The organism is Pseudoalteromonas sp. 3J6, from assembly GCF_903995135.1.
Taxonomy (GTDB): domain Bacteria; phylum Pseudomonadota; class Gammaproteobacteria; order Enterobacterales; family Alteromonadaceae; genus Pseudoalteromonas.
Genome location: NZ_LR877185.1, coordinates 277,164 through 303,427 on the forward strand (window position 1 = coordinate 277,164; position 26,264 = coordinate 303,427).

The following is a 26,264-nucleotide window of genomic DNA, read 5'->3' on the forward strand; positions in this document are numbered from 1 at the left end:
TTATATTTGCTATTAGCAAGCAGGGCCATTTTTGTTGCGCGCGCTAGCAAGTGCACGGGCTATGCTCAGTAGCTCAGGCGAAATATCATCAGCGCCATCTTTAATCAGTTTGGTTACATCACCAGATGAATATAAGCTATCACGCGGCGATTTAATTCCCAGCTCTCTCACAAAGTCTTTGGTTTTACCTGTACTGCCGGTTTCAATGAACTTAAAAATAATCCGTTCGTTGTTACTTTTCGGCTCGGCTTGTAACACTTTAATTTCTTCTTGGTAGGCTTCAATTCTGCTTTGGAGAATGTCGATGCGTTGTTCAATGCTGCTATATGATTTCATGAATGGATTCTTCTGCGATAATAGTAAAACAATAATCGCTATTATCGCACAAATTAGCAAAGGCGCGCGCTAACCTTTATAATAAAAATTAATGTTAGTTAAAAATGTATAAGTAATACAAGGGAATGCATGTTAAAAATTATAAAAAAGCGTTTAATGTTAAGTGCACTGACTTTAAGCTCTACGCTATTTGCATCATCAAGTTATGCCCAAGACGATGCAATCATTGATGAAAGTCGTAATCGCTCTATACCTGTAAAAATTACCCTACCAGCTAACCACCTTAAGTGCAGCGCGCAAGTCAAATGCCCAGTGGTATTTGTAAATGCAGGATATGGCATTAGCCACAATAAATACACTTTTGCGAGTAAGTTATTTAATGCGCAAGGTTATTTAAGCATTGCGGTAGCGCATGAGCTTAAAAGTGACCCTGCACTTAATCGTGCGCAGCCATACCTAACTACTCGTATGGAAAATTGGCACCGGGGTGTTGTAACACTCAAGTTTTTAGTTAATGAGCTAAGTGTTAAATACCCTGAGTATGATTTTACAAAACTCACTTTATTTGGCCACTCAAATGGTGGAGATATTTCAGCCTTGTATGCAGCTATTTATCCAAGTGGAGTAAGCCAATTAATTACGCTCGATCACCGCCGCATGTTATTGCCACGCAATAAAAACACACGCGTGCTCACACTGCGCGGTAGTGATTATCCAGCCGATGCAAACGTGCTTTTAACCGATAAAGAGTTAACTGTTTATCCTGTTACGCAAACGTTGATAGAAAAATCACGTCACAACGATATGTGCGATGGCGGCCCTAAATGGTTGGTAGATAAAATGAGCAAAGAGGTAGCGGCGTTTTTAGATAATTAGCTAAGATATATTTCAAGCCAACATTATGCTGGCTTGATATATAAAGGTTTAAGCTGACGCAGAATTTTTAGTGCGATCAAACAAAGCATGTATATTTATTGCAGGTTACCCTTGGGGCGTAGCAAACTGCTTTATTGGCTGTTCCTTTATTTCCATATCTTCTGTAGGAATTGTTAAAAGTGAATAGTTTGTTCTAATTGTGATGATATCGGCAAATTTACCATTAATGTACAAGTTTACAAATGGGGTAAGTGTCCCCACCAGATACCTCTTACCTGGATCTAATGCAAACCTCTTTTCTATGCCTTTTAGTTCAATAAATTTGACTTCTAGGGCCTCGAATTCTAATGATGACAATTGCTTGTAGGCGCGTCTGCGTCCCTGTATGGGTTGCTCTGACATACCTGTATCTAAGTTATTCTCTTTTAAATCGTAATACCTATCTTCTTCAAATACATACATCGAGTTTAAATCGATTCCTTGCTTATTAAAAGCGAGAGAGCTTAGCTTAACTTTATATGGTGTTGTGTTAGCTAATCTGATATTCGTTGTACACTTAGTATCTATATGACAAAAAGTGAAAGAGGAGGTCGCGATAGGGCTTTCTGTAACTTCTTCAGCCTTAACAAGAGAAGAGTAACTTATTAAACAAACTATAGTGATAATAATTTTTTTCATTGGGCTGCTCGTACTGCATTTTAAAAAGATATGATGAGTTTAGTGAGATTTATTGTCACTATCATCATAACTTATTTCATACTCGCTAAATAAAGTATATAAGCTAGCGCTGATTACCCTTTTGGTGTAGCAAACTGTTTTGTTGGCCGTTCCTTTATTTCCATATCTTCTGTAGGAATAGCTAAGAGTGAATATTTTGTTCTTATGGTAATAATATCAGCAAATTTACCGTTAATGTACAAGTTGACGAACGGTGTAATTGTACTTACTAAGTATTTCTTTTCAGGGTTTAAAGCAAACCTTTCTTCCATGCCTTTTAGTTCAATAAACTTTACTTCAAGCGGTTCGAACTCTATAGAAGATAATTTTTTGTGAGCACGTCGACGCCCTTGTATTGGTTGTTCGGGGACTTTTGCACCTGGGTTCTCTGCTCTTATTGAGAAGTATTCATCCACTTCGTATATGAACATTGAGTTTAAGTCGATACCTTGTTCATTGAAAGCCAGAGAGCTTAACTTAACTTGATAAGGCGAAGTATTTGTCAACCTTATGCTAGTTATACATTTAGCATCTAGGTGACAAAATGTATAAGAGGATGCAGCAATAGGGCTTTCGATAATTTCTTCAGAGTTAGCAAAAGTAGAGTAACAAATTAAAAGGAAAATAATATTTACTAAAGTTTTCATTGAGCTGCCCGCACTTTATTTTCAGAAGTCCAGTCTACGTGACTACACTCATGAACAACAGTATCTATTTTTCTATCAGTACCCACACTAAAAAACTTTTGCCAAACCCTATAATTCCATATCAGTTATAATAGGTAGCATCGCCAAATTCAGCACACTTATAGTTTTTGTGGGGTCAAATACATAGAACCAATAAGGTTAATTACTTTGCGCGCTTGGCGAATTAAAAATGTTCGTGTTGCCTCTAAATTAATTGAATTAATGAAGCCGTATAGTTTCATAACAGATACTATTTTTTATTTTTATCTGTGTTAGTAGAATTGTGCAATATATTAATAAAGTTGTTAATGCTTGCGGGGTAATTAGCATAGCTAACTCAATTTTTTTAACTCAGAAAGAGTTAATTCAATACCTGTTTTGTTTGTAACTTCGCAAATTGAAAAGTTATTGCGTGCATAGTGAGTATTTTCACTCATACCTATCCTTGATTATGTGATTTTTCACAGTCTACTAAAATATATTTGTTATCCAACCCTCTATATTTTATTCAAAGTTTAAGTTTCTAGATTATTTTCATTGCGGTATTTAGTTGCAATGGAGTTATTAAAAAATTAGCCTCTAATGCTTTACCTCAAGTTAAGTTAGCTTTATTGAAATACACAGGACCTATAGCGAAGCGTTTGCTGCGTTTTTTTGTTTTTATTACTCCACTAATTTACTAACCATCAGCGGGCTATTATGTAGCGTTTATGCACAGGACATTTGTCGGCTATTTCGAGTAATCGTATTCAACATAGCGATTAGCCCACGTAGCAATAACATCGGCTGCGTAGTTAGCGTCTTCTTTATTACTGAGTAAGTGATCGGCATTATCTAAACTTATAAAGCTTTTTGGATGCTTGGCAGCGGCGTAAATTTTTTCGGCTTCACTAATATTCACGGTAGCATCAATAGGAGAGTGCATAACTAACAAAGCACGCTTAAGCTTACCTATATGGCTGTTATCGTATTTGGCGATGTCATCTATAAATTGTTTTTTAATCGTAAATTCCCGCCCGGCTAAACACACTTTTGCTTCACCCGATTGGTTTATTTCATCTAAATGAGCAGCAAAATTATGGGTAACGTGCTGAGCATCCGATGGCGCACCTATAGTCGTAATGGCCGATACTTCGGGTATGTGCTCTGCTGCTGCAAGCACCGCAGCACCACCTAAACTGTGGCCTATCAATAACTGAGGTGCTTTAAAGTGTGTTCTTAAGTGATTGGCTGCAGCCACTAAGTCTTGAATGTTTGATGAAAAGTTACTGTTGGCAAAGTCACCATCGCTATTACCAAGCCCTGTAAAATCAAAGCGTAATACAGCAATGCCTTGCTGAGTGAGCGCGCGACTTATTCGTGTTGCAGCCGCTACATCTTTAGAGCAGGTAAAACAGTGAGCAAATAAGGCATAAAATTTCACTTCACCAGAGGGCTGTTCAAGTTGTCCAGCGAGTTCTAATTCACCGCTTTTAAAAGAAACTTTTTGTCGCATGTAGAGAGCCTTAACAAGTTGATATAGTGTGTGATGCTGATAAAGAATAGATTGGTACGATGGGGTGAAAATTCAATACAAGCGTTATTTTGATCTTGATCAAGGCTGAGAAGGCTTGCTTATTGAGTGCGGACATATGTCCTTATAATTTCAAGGGGGTTTGTCTATCCTCGCACAGCATAAAAATGCAGCCTTTATTACTTGAATTAAGTAGTTAAGCTATATTTGAATGTAATACTAATTTCGTGTAGACCTGTGGCTTAAGCGAATTAGTAAATGGCTTCTAACAACCTACTTACTGGAATGTACCATGCAATTACCTACAGTTGATTATAAAGCGGACGATGCGGCTGCGCAATTTGTTGAATCGTTGAGAAATACTGGTTTTGGCGTATTAAAAAACCATCCTATTCCGCAATCTTTAGTTGAGTCTATTTATAAAAATTGGCAAGACTTTTTTAACTCAGAGCAAAAGCATGAGTTTTTATTTTCAAAAGAAACGCAAGATGGTTATTTTCCACCGTCGGTATCAGAAGTAGCTAAAGGCCATACGGTAAAAGACATTAAAGAGTACTTTCATGTTTACCCTAAAGGCCGTGTTCCTGCACAATTAGAAGCTGATGTGCGTGAGTACTACCGTTTAGCTAATGAATTTGCGGCAACATTATTAAGCTGGGTTCAGGCTGAAGCGCCTGAAGAAGTGCGTGCTAAGTTCTCTATTGATTTAAAAGATATGATTGCCCAGTCTGAGCAAACGTTGTTACGTATTTTACATTACCCGCCAATGACAGGTGATGAAGAGCCTGGTGCTATTCGTGCTGCTGCGCACGGTGATATTAACTTATTAACCGTATTACCGGCGTCAAATGAGCCAGGCTTACAAGTACAAAAAACCGATGGCGGTTGGTTAGACGTGCCATGTGATTTTGGTAGTCTAATTATTAATATTGGTGACATGTTACAAGAAGCATCGGGTGGCTACTTCCCATCAACGATTCACCGTGTAATTAATCCATCGGGCAAAGCAACAACCAAATCACGTATTTCATTACCATTGTTTTTACACCCTCGTCCAGATGTGGTGTTATCTGATCGCTACACAGCAGATAGCTACTTACAAGAGCGTTTACGTGAGTTAGGTGTAAAATAATCTTTTAGCATTTGTAATGCTCAGGTAAATAAAAAGCGGCTGTTTAGCCGCTTTTTTAGTATTTGTGTTTATTGATTTGGCACAAAGTAAATAATGGCATGCATTCTGAGCTACTAAAGGTATAATGCGCGCAACTGGCCACTTTGGCCTAATTTGAAATAGAGAGTTTATATGAGTTTTGATGGTTTAGGTTTATCACAGTCTTTAGTTAATGCGGTTTTAGAAAAGGGCTATGAAACGCCAACGCCTATTCAGGCTCAAGCTATCCCAGCAATTATTGCACGTCGCGATGTAATGGCTGCAGCGCAAACTGGTACCGGTAAAACTGCTGGTTTTACTTTGCCACTGATTGAGCGTTTATCGTCGGGCACTAAAGCAAAAAGTAATCATGTCCGTGCGCTTATTTTAACGCCAACCCGTGAGCTTGCCTTGCAAGTGAGTGAAAACGTTGAAGAATACGCTAAGCATTCAAACGTGAGTTCGTTTGTTGTTTACGGTGGTGTTAAAATTAACCCACAAATGCAGCGCCTGCGCAAAGGGGTTGATATTTTAGTGGCCACACCAGGGCGTTTAATTGATTTACACAATCAAAACGCGGTTAAATTTGATAGCGTTGAAGTACTGGTTTTAGATGAAGCCGACCGTATGTTAGACATGGGCTTTATCCATGACATTAAGCGCCTGATTGCAAAAATGCCTGAAAAGCGTCAAAACTTAATGTTCTCAGCCACGTTTTCGGATGATATTCGCGCGCTGGCAAAAGGGTTAATTAACGACCCCGTTGAAATTTCTGTTGCAGCTAAAAACACCACCGCAAAAAGTGTCACGCAAAGCGTATACGCAGTAGACAAAGCACGTAAAACGGCCCTATTAAGCCATTTAATTCGTAGCAACGATTGGCAACAAGTACTGGTATTTAGTCGTACTAAACACGGTGCTAATCGTTTAGTTAAGCAACTTGAACGCGATGATATTGTTGGTGCGGCAATCCATGGCAATAAATCTCAGGGCGCGCGTGTTAAAGCACTAGAGGGCTTTAAAAGTGGTGAAGTGCGCGTATTAGTGGCAACCGATATTGTTGCACGTGGTTTAGACATTGTTGAATTACCGCATGTTGTAAACTACGACTTACCTAATGTATATGAAGATTATGTTCACCGTATTGGCCGAACTGGTCGTGCGGGAGCATCAGGGCATGCTATTTCGTTTGTAACGGTTGACGATGCAGTAGATTTATACGGCATTGAGCGCTTTATTGGCGAGCTAATTCCACGTGCTGAAGAAGAAGGTTTTGAACCGGCTAACCCTGTTGCTGAGCGCGCACTCGATGCACGCCCGTTACCTGCTAAAAAGCCAAAGAAAAAACAACCATTTAATAAGCCTAAATCAGATAGCAGCAAGCCTAATAGCAAAAAGCCTAACAATGGTGGCAATGGTACGGGCCCACGTCGTGGTGGCTCTAAAAAGCCAGCAGCTAAAACCGATGATAATGCACAAAACCCATGGGCAAAGCGTCAATCGGTTGGGGGCAGTGGTCAACGCCGTCGTCGTCCAGCAAATAACGACTAATTAGGTTTAGTTCGCTTTAATAAAAAACGCGCTTACTTTTACTGGTAGCGCGTTTTTTAATGCCTATTTTAAAGCTTTACTAACCGATTAAATAATTAACTGCTAATCCTACAAATAAAGTAACACTAACGCTCAGTAACGTTCCTAGCATTACATATTCAGTGAGTTGTTTATCTTTGCTGGCACTTAAGTCGCCAAATCTAAACACCGATTTAGCGGCAATTAAAAACCCAAGCCCTGCAAACTGATCTAATAAAATAAATGTCAGCATAAGTACTCTTTCAAGCATACCAATACTTTGTCCTGCTAAGGGGAGGCTACCATCACTAGAAAAGTGATTAGTTAAACGCTCTAACATCATTCTTATAAATACCGCACTGGGACTTAAAATAATAAGGTAACCAGCTATAACCCACAGCACTTTATCGTTGCACAATAACGCCATCACATTGTCAGCAAATTGCTGATTGTCAGTTAGCCAAATACTTATCGCAATAATGACAGTGATATGTGCAATTTGGTCTAATAAAAAAGGCACTACGCCTTTATTTGAATACGATTTCGCAATATCAATAAAGTAGTGACTGATCATAACAATGCTGGTCGCCAGTAATACGCTGCTTAGTTGTTGCCAGCCAAAACTATATTCCCAAAGTGCCACTACGATTGCACTGGTAATTCCGTGAACCAATACATGGTAGTAAAGTTTTTTTGCTTTAAAATGACGGGTGTTTCTGTCGTTTACCCAGCTCATGGGTTGCCAATAAAAATCAGCGAGTAAGTGGCCAATAATCAGTGCAACGAGTAATAGTGAAAATTCCATTAGTCATGTCCTTGCTGTATGCTTTTAAGCTGTTGTTGTGCATGTAAAATAAATCGTTCTATCAGCTGATAGTTAGCAAGATTAAGCAGCTTAGTAACGTTTTCGCGGCTGGTGTTGAGCTCTTTAGCTAAAGCTGCATGGTTGTTATTAGTATGGGTTAAATATACATACAAAGCATTTGCTTGTTTTTGGGTTATTTTACACAGTAATACATCGACAAACGCTAGGTTTAGCTTAAAGCTCTCATCAACTGATTGATCTGCAATAGCAAATGTAAAACGCTGATTTGTCATTTTATCTAGCTCATGACCAGAGAGAGTAAACGCAGAGCCTGTAGCAGTTTTTATACTCGTACTAGGGTTATCTATGTGCCCCAACGCCATACTTTGGCGCAATTCATAACCGGCAGATTTTAACTGTAGATAAATAAGAATAGCGGTGGTAACTAACTGTTCACTTTTATCGAGTTGCAGTTGAAATGCATCCCCGCGGTAAATATCCCAAGATGTTGTTTTATTGCAATTTGCACGTAAACTTTGCTCTAGCTGGTAAAGCATGGCATCGTATTGTTGTTTAGGTATTTTTTGCGATTTAATAATATCGCCGCTGATCACACCAATCATAAAAATCCAAATAGATTATTTATATGTAACTAAATTTGGTTACATTGTTAAATGTAACCGTATTTGGTTACATTGGGTTTGGTAACTAATTTAGGTTACTTAACACGCAATTGCAAGTATTACTCATTGGGACATAATAATGACCTCACAACAAAGCAGTAAACCTCGTGTAGGTATTTTTGTCGATGTACAAAATATTTATTACACCTGTCGCGAAAGCTACGGTAAAAACTTTGATTACAATGCCTTTTGGCGAATGATGGAGCAACAATACGATATAGAATGTGCGTTCGCCTATGCAATATACCGAGGTGATGAAAAGCAAAATCAGTTTCAAAATATTTTGCGCGCTATTGGCTTTGAAGTAAAACTAAAACCCTTTATTCAACGCCGTGACGGCAGTGCCAAAGGCGATTGGGATGTGGGTATAACCATAGATATGCTAGAGCAGGGGAAGCAGCTTGATAAAGTTATTTTACTCTCGGGTGACGGTGACTTTGCATTATTACTTGGGCATTTAAAAAATCAATATAATGTTCCGTGTGATGTATACGGTGCTGATAAATTAACCGCAGAGGTACTTAAGCAAAGTGCCGAGCAATTTCATTTAATTGACAAACAGCTACTACTTTAAAAAGTATAAGTATTGTATTTTTGATTTATTTTTGAGCAGAATGTTTGCGTTGATCATGAGAGTATTTAATACAACGGGTGCATAGATTAATTAAGCCTAATTTAGGCTTTTTTTATGGCGATAATAAATTGGGTTTAGTGGATGAGTATGGTAATTTTAAGATTCAATTAGTATCAAGGAATTACATGCTTAACTACAGTAATATGCCATTAGACAGAGGCTCAAATGCGCGCAAAGATCCTACTTGGGTAGACGCAAAAAAAACAGCAGACAGTTTATGGCTTTTAGTTAAAGGCAATCACACCTTATTTGCTAACAGTAGCCCTGAGGTGGTGTATTTAGCTTACCAACAAGTGGCGCATTTAGATTTAACGCAGGCTATTCTTTTAGGATCAAATAAACAGGATAATGCCGTATTTGCGCTAGACGTAACTGAACTCGAAGAGTCGTTATTAGCAACGATTGTTGGTGATGCCAAGTTTGCAGATATTCGTCAATATGGTACTCAAGTAGCACTTGAAGATGGCTCAAATGCAGCGCTTGCTCGTGGGTTGTGTTACTGGCATGCCACTCATAGTTTTTGTGGTCGCTGTGGTACCAAAAATCACTTAGTTGAAGGGGGGCATTCACGTTTATGCGACAACGCAGCCTGTATGCACCAAACTTTTCCGCGTACCGATCCAGCCGTTATTATGGTAGTAACTAAAACATTTTCTGATGGGATTGAACGCTGCTTATTGGGTCGCCAAGCAACTTGGCCAAAAGGATTGTATTCCTCGCTTGCCGGGTTTGTCGATCCAGGTGAAACCCTTGAACAAACCGTGATCCGAGAAGTAAAAGAGGAAGCGGGCATTACCGTTGAAAAAGCAGAGTATATTGCTTCTCAACCTTGGCCGTTTCCTTCATCGATCATGCTTGGTTTTATTGCCACAGCAAGCAGTGATGAAATAAGCACAGAGCAAGATGAACTTGAAGATGCACGATGGTTTTCTCGCCAAGAACTTGCGCAATTTAAAGATTGGCAACACGAGGGGGAGCATTTAAAGCTACCTAGAGCTGATTCGATTTCGCGTTATTTAATTGAATATTGGCGTACTCAGATAGAAGGATGAATCATGTCGAGCAAAAATAAAAATACCCAATTAGTGTCATCAGGGCGCAAAAAAGCGTACACCCATGGCGTAGTTAATCCAGTGATACAGCGCGCTTCAACGATTGTGTTTGATTCTGTGAGTGAGCTTAAAGAAGCGGCTAAAACACGTGGCGACAAAACCTTGTTTTATGGCCGCAGAGGGACGACCACTCATTTTGCTCTGCAAGAGGCAATTACCGAACTCGAAGGCGGTGAGGGCTGTGCGTTATACCCATGTGGCGCGGCAGCGATAAGCCAAACTCTGTTATCGTTTTTAAAGTCCGGTGATCATATTTTAATAGTGGACACTGTTTACGAGCCAACCCGTGATTTTTGCGACAAGATATTAGCTGGGTTGGGTATTAGTACGACCTATTATCCGCCCATGATTGGCGCAGACATAAAAGAGTACATTCAAGACAATACCAAAATGTTGTTTTTAGAGTCTCCGGGTTCAATTACCATGGAAATTCAAGATGTACCTGCCATGGTGAAAGTAGCAAATGATCACAATTTAATGACGGTACTTGATAACACCTATGGTAATGGTTTGCACTATCGTCCGCTTGAACATGGTGTTGATATTAGTATTCAAGCCGCCACCAAATATATTGTTGGCCACTCTGATGTGATGATGGGGGTTGCTGTAGCTAATAAAAAGTATTGGCCAACACTTCGTGAACACTCTTATTTACTCGGGCAATGCACCAGTGCAGATGATGCGTATTTAGCACTACGAGGCTTGCGTACCATGGCAGTGCGATTAAATCAGCATGAAAAAGCCGCGCTAGAAGTAGCAAAATGGCTTGAGCAACATGCGTTGGTTGATCATATTCGCCATCCTGCGTTTACAACATGCCCAGGCCATGAATTTTTTAAACGCGATTTTGACGGTAGTAATGGTTTATTTTCGTTTGTAATGAAAGCGGGTAATCAACACGCCATAGATGCTTTTTTAGATAGCTTACAACATTTCAAAATGGGCTTTTCGTGGGGGGGCTTCGAGAGCTTAGTAACGGCAAACTTATCAATGAAAGGGCTGCGCTCGCAAACAGGGTGGGAGCATGGACCTGTTATTCGTTTGCATATTGGTTTGGAAGATGTTGAAGATTTAATTGCCGACTTACAGCAAGCATTAGTTATTTATGAGCAACATTTATAATTATTAATTGGTTAAATTACATTATTTGTTACAAAGCCTACCTCTGAGTAGGCTTTTTTTTGCTAGCAATTCAACGTGTTTACACTTAGTGTTGTTAAATAACGCTTATTTTAAAGTATGAACAACGTCATTAAGGATAGTCAATGGCAACACCATCACCTATTAACGTAGGGCGCTTAACCCAAATCGCGGGTTTTGAGCTGGTACGTATGTTTTTAACTAAACGAGGACTTATTGCACTGGCGGCTTTTGCGCTAGTGTGGCTTGTTATTTTACGTTACCCCATAGGCCAAGCTGTAGGTATAATCAGCTCGCCAGATTTTGAACAAATAGCCCGTGATATTTCCGGCTCTATTGGATTAAGTAAGTTACTTGATTGGCCTGAAGCCGAATTTGCTATGTATTGGCTTATTGCTTTGTATAGTTTTCCTGTTTTTAGCTTATTTATTTGTAGTGATCAAACCGTCGGTGACAGAGAGCGCGGTACGCTAAGGTTTTTATCATTACGCTCAACGCGCTTTGAAATACTCTTTGGTCGATTTTTAGGACAGTTAGCGGTACTAACCTGTTTAGTTGGCATCACGCTTATAGCGACATTGGCGGTGCTCGGGTTTCGCGAGCCGAGCTTACTTGCTGGTGGCCTTGGTCGTGCTGTTTCAATATTTTTAATACTCATAGTTACTTTTTCGCCGTTTGTAGCCTTAATGAGCTTAATTAATACTTTTGCGAGTTCCTCTCGTCTGGCAATTGTATTAGCTATTTTATATTTTACAGCCGGTGGCATTATTGTTGGATTACTGGAGTGGCAACTACCCGCATTAAGTGTGCTTGATTATTTATTCCCCGGTGTGCAAATAGAGCTATTAGCGGGACAAAACTTACCGTTATTGAGCGCATTAGCTATTCCACTTGTGCAAACAGCGGTGTTACTTGCAGTTGCTCAACGTATTTTTGCAAGGAGCTCATTATGAAATCATTAATAACAGGGCGTAATTTAAGTAAATCATATGGCTCAAAACTGGCTCTTGATAATGTGAATTTTGAGATTCAAAAAGGCGCGCCAGTTGCATTAGTTGGCCCTAATGGCGCAGGGAAAACCACTTTATTTAGTTTGTTGTGTGGCTATATCGCACCTAGCATGGGTGAGCTTGAAATACTCGGCCATAAACCAGGTAGCGCGGCTTTATTTAATAAAGTGAGTGCGTTACCACAAGATGCACAGCTAGATCCGCGTTTTAATATAGATAAACAACTTAGCTTTTATGCCAAGCTACAAGGTATGAGCACCAAGCAAAGCCAAATAGAGGCACTTCGAGTATTAGATTTAGTGGGTCTTAGCGAGGTTGCAAAAAACCGCGCAGGGGACTTATCTCACGGTATGCGCAAGCGCGTAACCATAGCACAAGCATTAATTGGTTCACCGCAAATTGTGATGTTAGATGAGGCCACAGCAGGACTTGATCCGATTCATGCCAGAGAAGTCAGGGAGCTGGTGTCTGAGCTATCGTCTCAAGCAACGTTTATTTTAAGCTCTCATGATTTAACTGAACTCGAACGATTATGTTCTCAAGTACTACATTTAGATAAAGGTATATTAAGCGAGCACCAAACTAAAGCGGCGAATACCGATAAGCATTTTTACACTTTAATGCTCAGTGAAGCATATCAAAATGTGGAGCAACAACTCCAAGCACTTGATGGTGTAAGCCGTGTTTATATGAGCCAACATAAAGAGTATGTGATTGAGTATCAACCAACGAGCGAGTCACTTGACATAGCGCTATTGCAATCTTGTCGCCAACATAATTGGCAGTACAGGCAGTTAGTAAATGGTCATACTCTAGAAAATCAAATATTTAAACAGGAGAAACTATAATGGGATTATTTAGTGGTTTAATGGGGAACGCCAGTGAGGTGGATGATGCCGACTTAGAGAAGGTATTGGCCAATACACTTATCGAGGGTGAGCGAGTTGAAAAGGCGTATAAAGTAGTTCGTGATATGTTTATCTTTACAAATAAGCGGCTAATTTTATTAGATAAACAAGGCGTGACTGGTTCTAAAATGGAAATGATCAGTATTGCTTACTCTAAGATAACTAAGTTCAGCAAAGAAAGTGCGGGGCACTTTGATTTAGATGCAGAGCTGAAAATTTGGGTTGGATCTGATCCAACGCCTATCAGCAAGGACTTTAAAGCTGGTGATAACATAAATGATGTTTATCGAATAATCAGCCAGTATTCATTATAGAAACAAACAAAAAGCGGTGTAAAATTAAAGTAATTGTTTACAGCTTGTTGCGATTACTTTAACATAAATTCCTCCAACACTTTCTTACAAATTCTCTAACAAATACAATTGCTTGATTCAGTTTTCGTTCAGTTTCGCGGCGTTAGCATACCCCCACTTTAGCAATGTAGTTAAAGTACAAAAACAATGTACATAGGGATGTTTCATTATGAAAAAGTTAGCAATTATTATTTCAGGTCTTTTATTATCAAGTGCTGCACACGCTGCAGATAGCTATCAATCAATCAGTAACTTAAGCTACGCAGAGATTGATAACAACGATACGATCAGCGTGGACTCAACTTACTACTTCTCTCCTAAAAGCACACTAGGTCCATACGACCAATTCGAATACATCAACAAGCAAAGCAACGTATTTGGTAGCTACGCTGATGACGATTTTGGCGATGTGACTGCTATTGGTGGTGAATACTTCGTTGAAGATTTTGTGGTTGGTGCGTCTTACCAAAATGCTGATTACAACTCTAACAACGAGTTATATACACTTTCTGCTGGTTATTTCTTTAACCCAGATTTACTTGCAAAAGTAAGATTTGTTGATCAAAAAGATGGTGATAACGTTACATTCTTTTCTTTAGCATACAACCACATGCTAAACGATACAGATTACGTAGGTATCACTGTTGAATCAGACGATGATTTTGATTCTCGTTCAGTAGCTGCTAAATACTTTGTTGATTTACAGCAAGGTAACTACTTAACAGTAGAAGGTACATTTGTAAGCCTTGACGAAGCAGATGACCAATGGAACGTAGAAACAAACTACTACTTCTCTAAAGCGACTTCTGTATTTGCATCTTACGATAAAGAAGACAACTACAGCTTTGGTGCTCAACACTTCATCAATAAAAACATTGGTTTAAAAGTGGGTTACGGCAACAACGCAGATGATTCAGATTACGATGCTTACTTTGCTAACATGCGTTTTCAGTTTTAATTGAGCGTTTAATCGCATAAATTAAAACCAGTTAAGTAGTAAAAAGCCCACATTTTGTGGGCTTTTTGCTGTGTGTAATAAATATGTAACTCTACTAATAGCTATATTTTAATTGTAACGGAATCGGCTCAGCATTTCGTGGGCCCCTCTGACACCCCATTGTATTTAAATTAAGATCGGTCATAATTAAATCAATGTTTTTATAACTGTAAAGGAATGTGTTTATGTCAGTATTTTTTATATTACTGGTTGTGGTGATCGTGGTATTTGCGATTAAAGATATCCGCCTTAACTTAATTACCCGACCTACTTTTAAAATGTTTAAAAAAGTATTACCGCCATTATCGCAAACAGAGCGAGAAGCCATGGAAGCGGGCGATGTTTGGTGGGATGGCGAGCTATTTAGTGGTGATCCTGATTGGCAAAAATTACACAACTATCCGCGTCCACAGTTAAGTGAAAAAGAAACTGCATTTATAGATAATCAAGTTGAAACTTTATTAGCTATGCTTGATGACTATAAAATAGTACAAAAAGATAAAGACTTACCCAAAGAGGTTTGGGACTTTTTAAAAACCGAAGGGTTTTTTGCAATGATCATCCCAGAAAAATTTGGCGGTCTTGAATTCTCTGCTATTGCTAATTCCACCATAGTGTCAAAAATTGCGACTAAAAGCTTAACAGCCGCCGTGACGGTCATGGTACCCAATAGCTTAGGTCCTGGTGAGTTATTACTGCACTACGGAACAACTGAGCAACAAGAGCGCTGGCTACCTAGCCTTACAAAAGGCGACGATGTGCCTTGTTTTGCATTAACGGGCCCTGAGGCTGGCTCAGATGCTGGCAGTATTCCTGATTCTGGTGTGGTGTGCAAAGGCGAGCATGATGGTAAGGAAGTGTTGGGGCTGCGTTTAAATTGGTCAAAACGCTATATCACACTTGCGCCAGTTGCGACTGTGTTAGGGCTTGCATTTAAAATGTACGATCCAGATGGGTTGTTAGGCGATGAAAAAGAGCTTGGCATTACGTGTGCACTCATTCCAACCGATCACCCAGGTGTTAAAACCGGCGAGCGGCATTACCCCCTAAATATGGCGTTTATGAATGGCACAACGTATGGTGAAGATGTATTTATTCCGCTTGATTGGATTATAGGTGGTCAGCAAGGTGCTGGGCGCGGTTGGCGCATGTTGGTTGAGTGTTTAAGTGCAGGGCGTGGTATTTCGTTACCGGCATTAAGTACTGCAACAGGGCATTTAGCGGCTAAAATGACTTCGGCTTACTCTGTTGTTCGCCAACAATTTGGTGTGTCAATTGGTCAATTTGAAGGGGTTCAAGAAGGGTTAGCACGTATTGGTGGTTTAACTTACGCGCTGGAATCGTGCAGGTTAATGACAGCTGGCGCTATTGATTTAAAACTAAGCCCATCGGTAGTGACTGCTATTGCAAAATACCATATGACCGAAATGGGTCGAACGGTTATGAATGATGCGATGGACATTCATGCAGGTAAAGGGATTCAGGTTGGGCCTAATAACTATTTAGCACATGGCTATATGGGTATTCCAGTTTCGATTACGGTTGAGGGTGCTAATATTCTTACCCGTAATTTAATGATATTTGGCCAAGGTGCTACTCGTTGCCATCCGTTTGTATTAAAAGAAATGGAAGCGGCAGCAATGGAAGATGATGACGCCGCACTAGAGCAATTTGATGGTCTATTGATGAACCACATTGTATTTGCCATCAGCAATGCAAGTATGGCTTTAATACATGGCTTAACTCGCAGCCATTTTGCCAAAGCACCTGTATGCGGAGAAACCGCAGCTTACTATAAACAATTAGGGAGAATGAGCCGAGGACTTGCGTTTACAACAGATGTTGCAATGTTGATGTTAGGTGGTGAACTTAAACGCAAAGAAATGATATCGGCACGTTTAGGCGATGTATTAAGTCATTTGTATATTGCTTCTACCGTGTTAAAACGTTTTGAAGATGAAGGGCGTCAGCAAGCTGATTTGCCTTTCGTTAAGTATGCAATAGAGGCATCATTGTATGAGATAGGCCAAGCATTTGATGGTTTCTTTAAAAACTTCTCTAACCCGGTGGTTAACTTTGCTCTTAAACGCATTGTGTTTCCGTTAGGCAATCATTATCACAAACCAAGTGATACCACTTCACAACGTATTTGTGAGCATATGACGCAACCAGGCGTGTTCAGAAATAGACTTACACATTTGTGTTACGTCGATGAGAATGCAGGCACAGGGGTGATGGAAAATGCTTTTTTAGCGATGCACGATATGCAAAATCAATTTAAACAGTTAAAACAGTGGCAACGAAAAGGTAAGGTACCTGCATCTTTTGGTATTGGACAAGCTATTGATTACGCTCTTGAGCATGAGTTAGTTACTAAGTTAGATGCTGAAGCTATGCATCATGCTAACAAATTACGAATGCAGGCTATTGCGGTAGATAACTTTAAACCTGAAGACATCTAACATTCTACTCAAACACTAAAAAGCCTTAAATTTATAATTTAAGGCTTTTTAGTGTATTTATATATTTATGAGATTAAACGCTGATCAGCGTCCGTAGGGATCGGCGATGATTTTATCTACGTACCACTTACCTTTTATTTTTAGCATTTCGATGCTGCGAAAATCATCAATTTTTTTACCGTTAAAATAACCAGTAAATACAATATTTATTTTAGCCTGATTGCCGTATTGTTCTCGAAGGCTTGAATTTGACATATCAATTTCAATCACTACTTCATCGTACTGTAAATTAATAAGACTACGGGCAAATTGTTTTGCTGTGCCGTATGACTTCATTATACGAGCTAGTTTAGGTGTTGCAAAATTACTGGCTTTTTGCAAATTATGCTGATTATAAAGTGCATCAAAATACACCGTGGCGGTATCGCCTGGACGATCGTTGTCGATGTACTGTTCTTTAGGTTTAGTATTTTCATTACAGCCGACGATCAAAATACTAAAAATGAGCACAAAAGAAGTTAAAATTGTTTTCATATTTGGTCAGGTTGATTACTCATACATAAAGTGTGTGATGGAATGGAGAAGAAGTAAAGAGGATAGCACCGAATAGTTGCCAACTTATTAAAAAAGCAATAAAAAAGGATGTTAAAAAACATCCTTTTTTAATAAGGTCGTTCGATTACTGAACAAGCTCTTGCTCAGAAAACTCTTCATCAAACATTGGGCTTGATAAGTAGCGTTCTGTAGCGCTTGGTAAAATAACCACAATATTTTTATCTGCGTTTTCAGGACGTTCAGCAATTCGTTTTGCTGCAACCACAGCTGCACCCGAAGAAATACCGACTAAGATCCCTTCTTTTTTCATTAGCTCATGACACATTGCGATACATTCTTCATTAGACACTTGCTCTACGCCATCAATAATTGATAAGTCTAAATTCCCAGGAATAAAGCCCGCGCCAATGCCTTGTATCTTATGTGGCCCTGGTTTTACTTCTTCACCAGCAAGTGTTTGGCTAATAACTGGCGAATGGCTTGGCTCTACAGCTATTGATTTTACATTTAAGCCTTGTTCTTTTTTAAGATAACGACTTACGCCTGTAATCGTACCGCCAGTACCAACACCTGCAACAAAGAAATCGATTTCGCCATCGAGTGCATTAAAGATTTCCGGACCCGTTGTTTCAAAGTGAATTTTTGGGTTTGCCGGGTTTTCGAACTGTTGTAGCAAAATAAACTTATCTGGGTCTGCTGACTGAATTTCTTTGGCTTTAGCAATAGCGCCATTCATACCCTTAGCGCCATCTGTGAGTACTAGATTAGCACCCAGTGCCTTTAATAGTTTACGACGTTCTAAGCTCATGGTGTTTGGCATTGTAAGCGTTAGTTTGTAGCCGCGAGAAGCAGCAACAAATGCCAATGCAATACCCGTATTACCTGATGTTGGCTCTATAAGCTCTTTATCTTTGGTAAGTTGACCTGATTTTTCAGCTTCCCAAATCATTGATGCACCAATACGGCATTTGATACTAAAGCTAGGATTGCGTGATTCAACTTTAGCGTATACATTCCCACCTGTAACACGGTTAAGTTTTACCAACGGTGTGTTACCGATGCTTAGTGAGTTATCTTCAAAAATAGTAGACATAATGTTCCTTTAGGTACAATCTGATCAACACGTTAACAGCTGCTCTATTAACTTTATAAGCCTACTTTACTGTGAGATAAAAAAAGTTAAAGTAAGCTTTGGCTATAACATATATTAATTACGCTTATAACGGATTGAACTAAAAACTCAATCTGTTAATTTTTTAGTTATTAAAAAGGCGAACTTGAGATCATTTGTTCGTTTTTAACTTTGTACTTTATCCTTTGTTTATGTAGTCGTTATTTAAACAAATCAACACAACACACTTATATTTTGTTGGTTAATTGTGCAAATGAACTGCGGTTGAACAGTTTATTGACACAAACTATTCAAAACATGGTAAAAACACATTATCTAAATTCAATAAAGTAATCACCATGAAGTTAATCTTAAAATTAATTGCCGGTATTGTGGCCGGTATTTTAGTCGGGCTCTACATTCCCTTAACTGGCGTTGAGCTTTTATACACAGTAAAAGAGCTTATCGGCCAGCTTATTAGTTTTACAATTCCACTGATTATTTTATTTTTTATTGCCTCAGGGATTGCCGGGCTTCCGAAAGGGTCAGGGCACCTACTGGGGAAAACGGTGGGTTTTGCATATGGCTCAACAATTATAGCTGGTACTTTAGCGTTTTTATTAGTGACAGCGGTTATTCCGTTTTTAAGCGGCGGGATTTCATTTGAAGCTGAAGCCGTGACCGAAGTAGGTAGCTTCATTGACTTAGAAATTCCACCGTTAATGGGTGTAATGACTGCTTTAGTCACAGCCTTTGTATTTGGTATTGGTATGAGCCAGCTTGGCTTAGACACATTAAAAACTGTGTCGGATCAGGGGCGCGATATTATTGATGGTTTACTTTCAAAAGTAATTATTCCGGCATTACCGTTCTATATTGCGGGTGTATTTGCGGAAATGACTGTAGCAGGCACCGTTGTTGATACATTACAAGCATTTGGTGTTGTACTCATTGCTGCATTAGTGATGCATTGGTTATGGTTGAGTGTTTTATACATTACCTCAGGCCTATTACTTAAGCGTAATCCTATTGAGCTAATTAAAAATATGTTACCTGCGTATTTTACTGCATTAGGAACCATGTCGAGTGCGGCAACCATTCCAGTATCTTTGCAATCAAGTAAAGCCAATAACGTTAAAGAGGATGTAGCTAACTTTACCGTGCCATTATGCGCCACTATTCATTTGTCAGGTTCAACAATTACAATAGTTACCTGTGCTATGGCTGTGATGTTTTTATCGCCTAGCATGGAAGTACCTTCATTAATGGCTATGTTGCCATTCATTATGATGTTAGGTGTAGTGATGATTGCAGCGCCAGGTGCACCAGGTGGTGCAGTAATGTCGGCGTTAGGTTTATTAACTAGCATGCTTGGTTTCAACGAAGGTGCGGTGGCACTAATGATTGCACTTTACCTAGCGCAAGATAGCTTCGGCACTGCGTGTAATGTAACTGGCGATGGTATTATTGCTTTATGGGTAGACCGTTTTAGTGAAAAAGCGTCAGCATAAATCATTGGGGCGTATTTACCTGCTATAGGTAAATACGCTTTTAATCATATCGGTCATGAAGACCGATGGCGAAAGCATAATATTAGTTATGGTTTCGTCGTATCTATGCTAATGTTGAATATTAAATTTGTTAACTTGCATCTTATTAGGCTAGTGAGGGTGTTCCATTGATTAACGTACTTTTAGTTGATGACCATGAACTTGTGCGCACAGGGATCAGACGTATTCTTGATGATATACGTGGTTTTAAAGTAATAGGTGAAGCTAAAACAGGCGAAGAGGCTGTGCAGTTTTGTCGTCAGCATGCGCCAAATATAGTGTTAATGGATATGAACATGCCTGGTATGGGTGGGCTTGAGGCAACTAAAAAGATTTGCCGTTACTGCCCTGATGTAAAAATTATTGTGCTTACTGTTAATTGCGAAGACCCATTTCCAAGTAAGGTCATGCAAATTGGTGCTCATGGCTTTTTAACCAAAGGTGCTGGATCTGATGAAATGGTTCGCGCTATACGCTGTGTGCATGCAGGACAACGCTATATTGCTCCAGAAATAGCGCAACAGATTGCACTTGCGCAGGTAACCGGGCGTACCGATGAAAACCCATTTCAAAGCCTATCCGAGCGTGAACTACAAATTATGCTGATGATCACCAAAGGTGAAAAAGCACAGGATATTGCTGATCGCTTAAATTTAAGTTCTAAAACAGTAAACAGTTATCGCTATCGCATGTTTGAAAAGCTTAACGTAGGAGGCGATGTAGAGCTTACTCATTTAGCCATACGTTACAAAATGATTGATATAGATATCTCTTACTAGTCGGTATATATGTCTGAATTTGATCATGTCCAGTTTTTAAAAACATTATCGAGTGAGCCTGGCGTTTATCGCATGCTCGATAATGACAACCAAGTTATCTATGTCGGTAAAGCTAAAAGTTTAAAAAAGCGGGTAAGTAGTTACTTTCGTAGTAATATAACCGATAGTAAAACCCGTGTTTTAGTAAGTAATATTTGTAATATTGAAGTCACGCTTACTAATACAGAGACAGAAGCTTTACTGCTCGAAAACAACCTCATTAAAAAATATCAGCCACGTTATAATATTCTGTTACGTGATGATAAGTCGTACCCTTATATACTGCTCACTAATCATAAGCATCCTCGCTTAGCCTTTCATCGTGGTAGCAGAAAAGTAAAAGGTGAATATTTTGGTCCGTTCCCAAGCGCGGGGGCGGTTTCAGAAAGCTTACGCTTAATGCAAAAAATATTTCCGGTACGTCAATGCGAAGATGCCTACTACCGTGCCCGTAGTCGCCCTTGCTTACAGTATCAATTAAAACGCTGCTCTGCGCCGTGTGTAAATAAAGTCTCTGAAGATGAATACGCGCAGCAAGTTGATTATGTCCGCAAGTTTTTAACTGGTAAATCTCATGAAGTAATAGCCGATCTCATTGCTAAAATGGAAAAAGCCAGTGAGCAGCTTAATTTTGAACTTGCAGCTAAAGTTCGCGACCAAATTATGTTGCTGCGTAAAATGCAGGAGCAGCAATCTATCTCCGGCAATTTTGCGGAAATGGATGTGGTCGGCTTTGCCCATTTAAACGGTTTAAATGGGATTCATCTATTAATGATTCGCGATCATAAAGTGCTGGGTAGTAAAACTTATTTTCCAAAGGTGCCTAAAGACTCACAAGAGCAAGAAATTTTAACCTCTTTCTTAGGTCAATATTATTTAGCTCCAGGTGCGACAGGGCGCATTGCTAAAGAAATCATTTTACCATTTGAAATAGAAGAAAGTGATGCACTAGGTGAAGCCTTGACTCAAATAAGTGAACGTAAAGTATCGCTTAAAGTGGTAACCCGTGGTGAGCGAGCACAGTACTTACAGTTAGCGAATAAAAATGCATTAAATAGCATTACGGTTAAGCAAAGCACTCAAGACTCGATAAACAAGCGTTATGCGCAATTAAAGGCTACTTTGCGTCTTGATGATATTAATCGCATGGAATGTTTTGATATCAGTCACACCATGGGTGAAAACACAGTGGCCAGTTGTGTTGTATTTGATTCTCAAGGCCCTAACAATAAAGAGTATCGTCGTTATAACGTGACCGGTATTACCGGTGGTGATGATTACGCCGCTATGGAATTTGCACTAAACAAACGTTACAACAAGTTGGTTGATGAGGAGAAAATTCCCGATGTTATTTTTATCGATGGTGGTAAAGGTCAATTAGGTAGAGCAGAGCAATATTTCGAAAACTGGCCGCATTCAAAAATGCCGCTATTAGTCGGTGTTGCAAAAGGCACTAGCCGTAAGCCGGGTCTTGAAACCTTGCTTATAGATGGCGGGCGTAAAACAATTCCTATGGATTCTGATGCACCAGCGCTTCATTTGATCCAGCATATACGCGATGAATCCCATCGTTTTGCAATTGCAGGGCACCGTAATAAGCGGCAAAAACAACGCACTCAGTCATTATTAGAGGAAATAGATGGCGTAGGTTCAAAGCGTCGACAAACATTATTAAAATATTTAGGGGGCATGCAAGGTGTAAAAGCTGCTAATATAGAACAGCTAAAGAAAGTTCCTGGGATCAGTCCTGACATGGCTGAGAAGATATTTAACCATTTGCATGACAAGGGCTAGCCCTATGTGCGAATATAGAAAAAAGACATATCCAAGTAGTTATGTGGAATATTCCAAACACACTCACAACGTTTAGACTCTTTCTTATCCCCATTTTTTTGGTGATATTTTATATGCCTTATTCATGGGCGTTCTTTGTTGCTGCCTTTATTTTTTGGCTGGCTTCGATCACAGATATACTTGATGGCTATTTAGCCCGTAAACTTGAGCAATCAACGCCTTTTGGTGCATTTTTAGACCCGGTTGCTGATAAAGTAATGGTGTGTGCTGCCTTGGTTGCATTATCTGAGCATTACCAATCTTTGTATATGACTATTCCTGCGCTTATTATTATTAGCCGTGAAATTGTTATATCGGCGCTACGCGAATGGATGGCTGAACAGGGGAAACGCGGTAACGTAGCTGTATCCGATATGGGTAAGTTAAAAACTGCAGCTCAAATGTTAGCCATTATCGGTTTAATTTGGCAGTACGATAGCTGGATGATGTATTTAAGTTATGGCTTGCTTTATATAGCCACATTTTTAACGCTTAGTTCTATGGTGCAATATTTAGTTGCAGCATGGGGAGAATTGACCAAAAATTGATTGTAAACGTCTAATAACGCACCATTTTAGATAAAAAATAATCAAACAGTTCAAAAGTAGCATTTTTTGTGTTGACGCGTTTAATAATCTCTGTAGAATGCGTCCGTGTTGAGAGGGCATAGCCCCCTAGATAAACATAAAGCGGCACTAGCTCAGTTGGTAGAGCGCGACCTTGCCAAGGTCGAGGTCACGAGTTCGAGCCTCGTGTGCCGCTCCAGTTTATCTTAAAGCTAACCTAGTATTGAGGCGGAATGGCAGAGTGGCCATGCACCGGATTGCAAATCCGTTTACCCCGGTTCGACTCCGGGTTCCGCCTCCAATCAACACTCCACATGCTTTAATTAGCAAACTCGATGCCCGAGTGGTGGAATTGGTAGACACAAGGGATTTAAAATCCCTCGACTAACAAGTCGTGCCGGTTCAAGTCCGGCCTCGGGCACCACTTTATACTTTACTTGTTTATTCTAGTTTAACTATTCTTTGATTAAACCATTAATTATAAAATCGCATTATCAAACTAGTATCTTATTCCTTACACAAAATTATTTCGTTTGTTTAAAACCTTTATGTCTCACATTTTTTAAAAAGCCTATCCCATCAATGTATTACCTTTGATCTTTTTTATAGCTAAACTTGACGCTAGCTATAGAAAAAACTCTCATTTAGAACAAAACACTAAATTTAAGCTTTGCTATATAAGACTTTTATACCTCAAAATAGACTACCTAATACTAAGCGGTTTATATAAAAAGCAGTGGTATAAGGCTCTTAAATGGAGGTGGTGGCTGTGCTTCGTTTGATACATAAGCGAAAGTCGGCATACGCTTATTTCTATTAACATCATCACAATGTCACAAAATTTATTAAGAGTATTGATGTAAACTGCTTAACTAATCGCTTATAAGGGGGTATGAGAAGTTTGATGATGCTAATGTGTTTGATTGGGTCTCACTAGGTGGGTACTACTATTAGTAATATAATACCAATCCGCAATAATACATAATCATTTTACGGGGCTAAACCAGACGCTAGTTGAGTTAAAAATTTCTCATATAGAACAACTAAACATCGAAATTTTTGCTTTGCCATTAACAGGTTTATCTAGCTCAATATAGGTTACTTAATTAAGTGAATTGGTACTAGACAATAAAAAACCCGAAATGGCCATGGCCGTTTCGGGTTTTTAACTTAAATCTCTTTAAAGTTATTTGTGCCAAATACCTTTCGGAATAGTTTTATTAAGCTTGTTGTTTTTACTTGGATCAAACGTCGGTAACTTTCCAGCACGTCGTTGAGCGTTGTAATCTTTGGCAAGCCATACCACAACTCCTGAGAGCATAAATAGCGCGATTACGTTTACAATCGCCATTAGGCCCATAGACACATCAGCTAGAGTCCACACTAATGGTAATTCACCAAGGGCTCCAAACATCACCATACCTAACACTAATAATCTGAAGATCAGCATGCCAGATGCGTGGTTATGCTCTAAAAACAATAAGTTCGTTTCTGCATAAGAGTAGTTAGCTACAATTGATGTAAAAGCAAAAAACAAAATAGCGACTGCAACAAATATTGCGCCCCAGCTACCAACATGCTCCTCAAGCGCTGCTTGTGTAAGTGCTATACCCGTTACATCAGAGCCTGGTACTAACTGTTCTGATAATAAAATAAGAGCAGCGGTAGCTGTACAAATTATAATGGTATCTACAAAGACACCTAGCATTTGTACATAACCTTGTGATGCAGGGTGAGGTGGGTTAGGAGTTGCAGTTGCTGCAGCGTTAGCTGCGCTACCCATACCCGCTTCGTTTGAGAATAACCCGCGCTTGATCCCTTGGATCATTGCTTGCATTACACCATAACCAATTGCACCAGCGCCAGCTTGTTCAAGACCAAAGGCACTTCTAATTACATGCATAAACACATCAGGCAACTCAGTGTAATTTACAGCACATATATACAGTGCAACAATTAAGTAGGCAGCGGCCATAAATGGCACTGCTAATTCAGCAAATCGTGAAATTGTTTTTAGGCCACCAAATATGATGATGCCTGAACCAATTACAAGTGCAATACCTACTATATAGTTAGGAATACCAAAGGCGACTTCAAAAGCTGCAGCGATAGAGTTTGACTGTACCGCATTAAAAACTAAACCAAAGGCTAAAATTAAACATAGTGAGAACACTATGCCCATCCAGCGCTTGCCAAGTCCGTACTCCATATAATAAGCAGGGCCTCCACGGAAGTTGCCTTCTTCATCACGTATTTTGTAAGCTTGAGCCAATGTGCTTTCTGCAAAACTAGTGGCCATACCGATCAAAGCAATTAACCACATCCAAAAAATAGCACCAGCACCACCTAAATAAAGTGCGACTGCAACACCTGCCATATTACCGGTACCAACACGGGCGGCTAAAGAAGTACAGAAAGCTTGAAAAGAGGAAATACCGCCATCTGACCCTTGGCGACTTTGAAACATGACTTTAATCATGTGTGGGAATTGTACAAATTGGATGAAACCAAGACGTATGGTAAAAAATAGCCCAGCGGCTATTAATAAGTACACTAAAATATGACCCCATAAGAGACCACTTATACTATTTATTATATCTGTCATGTGTGTTGCCTAGTGAACGAGTTGTAAATATGCGCCGCAACTTACCACAAGCAAGGTAAATAGTTTAGTAAACAGCGCAAAAAAATGAGTTATCCACAGGGTTTTGTGGGTATCTTGTGTGTCTGGGTGGGGTATCTTTGGGGTAAAAATTAAATGCAAAAAAGCGTTTAAAAACGCTTGCGTTAAAATTGATTCGCCCTATAATGCGACCCCACTGAGACGGCAGAGCAGGCAACGCTTAGCGAGGCAAGCAAGTCAATTAGTAAGTCGAGTAA

General features: G+C 39.5%; 23 protein-coding genes, 3 tRNA genes and 1 pseudogene. 18 read left to right on the forward strand and 9 right to left on the reverse strand.

Annotation, left to right across the window (positions count from 1 at the left end):
• Nucleotides 1–12: 12 nt before the first annotated feature.
• A complete protein-coding gene (locus tag P3J6_RS01245) occupies nucleotides 13–336 on the reverse strand; it encodes a hypothetical protein (RefSeq protein WP_008111621.1) in 324 nt (107 codons plus the stop codon).
• Nucleotides 337–465: 129 nt separating this feature from the next.
• On the opposite strand from P3J6_RS01245, the gene P3J6_RS01250 reads away from it, so the two are divergent.
• A complete protein-coding gene (locus tag P3J6_RS01250; protein WP_198522038.1) occupies nucleotides 466–1,212 on the forward strand; it encodes an alpha/beta hydrolase in 747 nt (248 codons plus the stop codon).
• A 105-nt stretch (nucleotides 1,213–1,317) separates the two neighbouring features.
• Here P3J6_RS01250 and P3J6_RS01255 read toward each other — a convergent pair whose 3' ends face one another.
• The 3 genes and pseudogenes from P3J6_RS01255 to P3J6_RS01265 all read right to left on the reverse strand — a co-directional run.
• The gene (locus tag P3J6_RS01255; protein WP_198522039.1) at nucleotides 1,318–1,890 is read right to left on the reverse strand and encodes a hypothetical protein; all 573 of its coding nucleotides are present in this window, start codon (nucleotides 1,888–1,890) and stop codon (nucleotides 1,318–1,320) included.
• A 113-nt stretch (nucleotides 1,891–2,003) separates the two neighbouring features.
• Entirely contained in the window at nucleotides 2,004–2,576 is a 573-nt protein-coding gene (locus tag P3J6_RS01260) for a hypothetical protein (RefSeq protein WP_198522040.1), read from the reverse strand.
• A 775-nt stretch (nucleotides 2,577–3,351) separates the two neighbouring features.
• Nucleotides 3,352–4,110: pseudogene (locus tag P3J6_RS01265) on the reverse strand (alpha/beta hydrolase family protein); the annotation flags it as partial.
• Between the two features lie 310 nt (nucleotides 4,111–4,420).
• On the opposite strand from P3J6_RS01265, the gene P3J6_RS01270 reads away from it, so the two are divergent.
• A complete protein-coding gene (locus tag P3J6_RS01270) occupies nucleotides 4,421–5,260 on the forward strand; it encodes an isopenicillin N synthase family dioxygenase (RefSeq protein ID WP_008111615.1) in 840 nt (279 codons plus the stop codon).
• A 171-nt stretch (nucleotides 5,261–5,431) separates the two neighbouring features.
• Nucleotides 5,432–6,829, forward strand: a complete 1,398-nt coding sequence (locus P3J6_RS01275) for a DEAD/DEAH box helicase (protein ID WP_198522041.1) — start codon at nucleotides 5,432–5,434, stop codon at nucleotides 6,827–6,829.
• A 79-nt stretch (nucleotides 6,830–6,908) separates the two neighbouring features.
• Here P3J6_RS01275 and P3J6_RS01280 read toward each other — a convergent pair whose 3' ends face one another.
• Both P3J6_RS01280 and P3J6_RS01285 read right to left on the reverse strand, forming a co-directional pair.
• Nucleotides 6,909–7,652, reverse strand: a complete 744-nt coding sequence (locus P3J6_RS01280) for a DUF3307 domain-containing protein (RefSeq protein WP_138609287.1) — start codon at nucleotides 7,650–7,652, stop codon at nucleotides 6,909–6,911.
• Nucleotides 7,652–8,275: a hypothetical protein gene (locus P3J6_RS01285; protein WP_054202184.1), complete on the reverse strand. Its 624-nt coding sequence runs from the start codon at nucleotides 8,273–8,275 to the stop codon at nucleotides 7,652–7,654. Before P3J6_RS01285 ends, P3J6_RS01280 begins: the two co-directional genes overlap by 1 nt.
• A gap of 139 nt (nucleotides 8,276–8,414) precedes the next feature.
• Between P3J6_RS01285 and P3J6_RS01290 the strand changes: the two genes are divergently transcribed.
• The 8 genes from P3J6_RS01290 (at nucleotide 8,415) to P3J6_RS01325 (ending at nucleotide 16,951) form a co-directional block, all read left to right on the forward strand.
• Nucleotides 8,415–8,909, forward strand: a complete 495-nt coding sequence (locus P3J6_RS01290) for a LabA-like NYN domain-containing protein (protein WP_010391464.1) — start codon at nucleotides 8,415–8,417, stop codon at nucleotides 8,907–8,909.
• Between the two features lie 185 nt (nucleotides 8,910–9,094).
• Nucleotides 9,095–10,021, forward strand: coding sequence for an NAD(+) diphosphatase (gene nudC, locus P3J6_RS01295; protein ID WP_131690793.1), 927 nt, complete (start codon nucleotides 9,095–9,097; stop codon nucleotides 10,019–10,021).
• Nucleotides 10,022–10,024: 3 nt separating this feature from the next.
• The gene (locus P3J6_RS01300) at nucleotides 10,025–11,203 is read left to right on the forward strand and encodes a cystathionine beta-lyase (RefSeq protein WP_198522042.1); all 1,179 of its coding nucleotides are present in this window, start codon (nucleotides 10,025–10,027) and stop codon (nucleotides 11,201–11,203) included.
• 143 nt (nucleotides 11,204–11,346) lie between these two features.
• Nucleotides 11,347–12,174: an ABC transporter permease gene (locus P3J6_RS01305; protein WP_138609296.1), complete on the forward strand. Its 828-nt coding sequence runs from the start codon at nucleotides 11,347–11,349 to the stop codon at nucleotides 12,172–12,174.
• On the forward strand, nucleotides 12,171–13,079 hold the full coding sequence (locus tag P3J6_RS01310) for an ABC transporter ATP-binding protein (RefSeq protein WP_178955643.1): 909 nt from the start codon (nucleotides 12,171–12,173) through the stop codon (nucleotides 13,077–13,079). The genes P3J6_RS01305 and P3J6_RS01310 overlap by 4 nt, the downstream gene beginning before the upstream one ends.
• Nucleotides 13,079–13,453, forward strand: a complete 375-nt coding sequence (locus P3J6_RS01315) for a PH domain-containing protein (RefSeq protein WP_036983105.1) — start codon at nucleotides 13,079–13,081, stop codon at nucleotides 13,451–13,453. Before P3J6_RS01310 ends, P3J6_RS01315 begins: the two co-directional genes overlap by 1 nt.
• Before the next feature lie 208 nt (nucleotides 13,454–13,661).
• The gene (locus P3J6_RS01320) at nucleotides 13,662–14,450 is read left to right on the forward strand and encodes a putative porin (protein ID WP_076920444.1); all 789 of its coding nucleotides are present in this window, start codon (nucleotides 13,662–13,664) and stop codon (nucleotides 14,448–14,450) included.
• Between the two features lie 224 nt (nucleotides 14,451–14,674).
• A complete protein-coding gene (locus P3J6_RS01325; protein WP_198522043.1) occupies nucleotides 14,675–16,951 on the forward strand; it encodes an acyl-CoA dehydrogenase in 2,277 nt (758 codons plus the stop codon).
• 84 nt (nucleotides 16,952–17,035) lie between these two features.
• Here the strand turns inward: P3J6_RS01325 and P3J6_RS01330 are convergent, their stop codons facing one another.
• Together P3J6_RS01330 and cysK are read right to left on the reverse strand one after the other, a co-directional pair.
• Nucleotides 17,036–17,485 (reverse strand): hypothetical protein, encoded by a 450-nt coding sequence (locus P3J6_RS01330; protein WP_138609303.1) that lies wholly within the window; start codon nucleotides 17,483–17,485, stop codon nucleotides 17,036–17,038.
• A gap of 145 nt (nucleotides 17,486–17,630) precedes the next feature.
• Nucleotides 17,631–18,599, reverse strand: a complete 969-nt coding sequence (cysK, locus tag P3J6_RS01335) for a cysteine synthase A (protein WP_138609305.1) — start codon at nucleotides 18,597–18,599, stop codon at nucleotides 17,631–17,633.
• 377 nt (nucleotides 18,600–18,976) lie between these two features.
• Between cysK and P3J6_RS01340 the strand changes: the two genes are divergently transcribed.
• The 7 genes from P3J6_RS01340 (at nucleotide 18,977) to P3J6_RS01370 (ending at nucleotide 23,808) form a co-directional block, all read left to right on the forward strand.
• A complete protein-coding gene (locus tag P3J6_RS01340) occupies nucleotides 18,977–20,128 on the forward strand; it encodes a dicarboxylate/amino acid:cation symporter (protein WP_010391481.1) in 1,152 nt (383 codons plus the stop codon).
• 167 nt (nucleotides 20,129–20,295) lie between these two features.
• A complete protein-coding gene (gene uvrY / locus P3J6_RS01345; RefSeq protein WP_010391483.1) occupies nucleotides 20,296–20,946 on the forward strand; it encodes a UvrY/SirA/GacA family response regulator transcription factor in 651 nt (216 codons plus the stop codon).
• Between the two features lie 9 nt (nucleotides 20,947–20,955).
• Nucleotides 20,956–22,779 (forward strand): excinuclease ABC subunit UvrC, encoded by a 1,824-nt coding sequence (gene uvrC, locus P3J6_RS01350; protein WP_055013395.1) that lies wholly within the window; start codon nucleotides 20,956–20,958, stop codon nucleotides 22,777–22,779.
• Nucleotides 22,780–22,820: 41 nt separating this feature from the next.
• Complete coding sequence (pgsA, locus tag P3J6_RS01355; RefSeq protein WP_036933597.1) at nucleotides 22,821–23,366, forward strand: CDP-diacylglycerol--glycerol-3-phosphate 3-phosphatidyltransferase; 546 nt, start codon at nucleotides 22,821–22,823, stop codon at nucleotides 23,364–23,366.
• 141 nt (nucleotides 23,367–23,507) lie between these two features.
• Nucleotides 23,508–23,583 (forward strand) — tRNA-Gly (locus tag P3J6_RS01360).
• Nucleotides 23,584–23,611: 28 nt separating this feature from the next.
• Nucleotides 23,612–23,685, forward strand: a tRNA-Cys gene (locus tag P3J6_RS01365).
• 36 nt (nucleotides 23,686–23,721) lie between these two features.
• A tRNA-Leu gene (locus tag P3J6_RS01370) sits at nucleotides 23,722–23,808 on the forward strand.
• 762 nt (nucleotides 23,809–24,570) lie between these two features.
• Here P3J6_RS01370 and P3J6_RS01375 read toward each other — a convergent pair.
• A complete protein-coding gene (locus tag P3J6_RS01375; RefSeq protein ID WP_010391487.1) occupies nucleotides 24,571–25,989 on the reverse strand; it encodes an alanine/glycine:cation symporter family protein in 1,419 nt (472 codons plus the stop codon).
• Nucleotides 25,990–26,264: the final 275 nt, after the last annotated feature.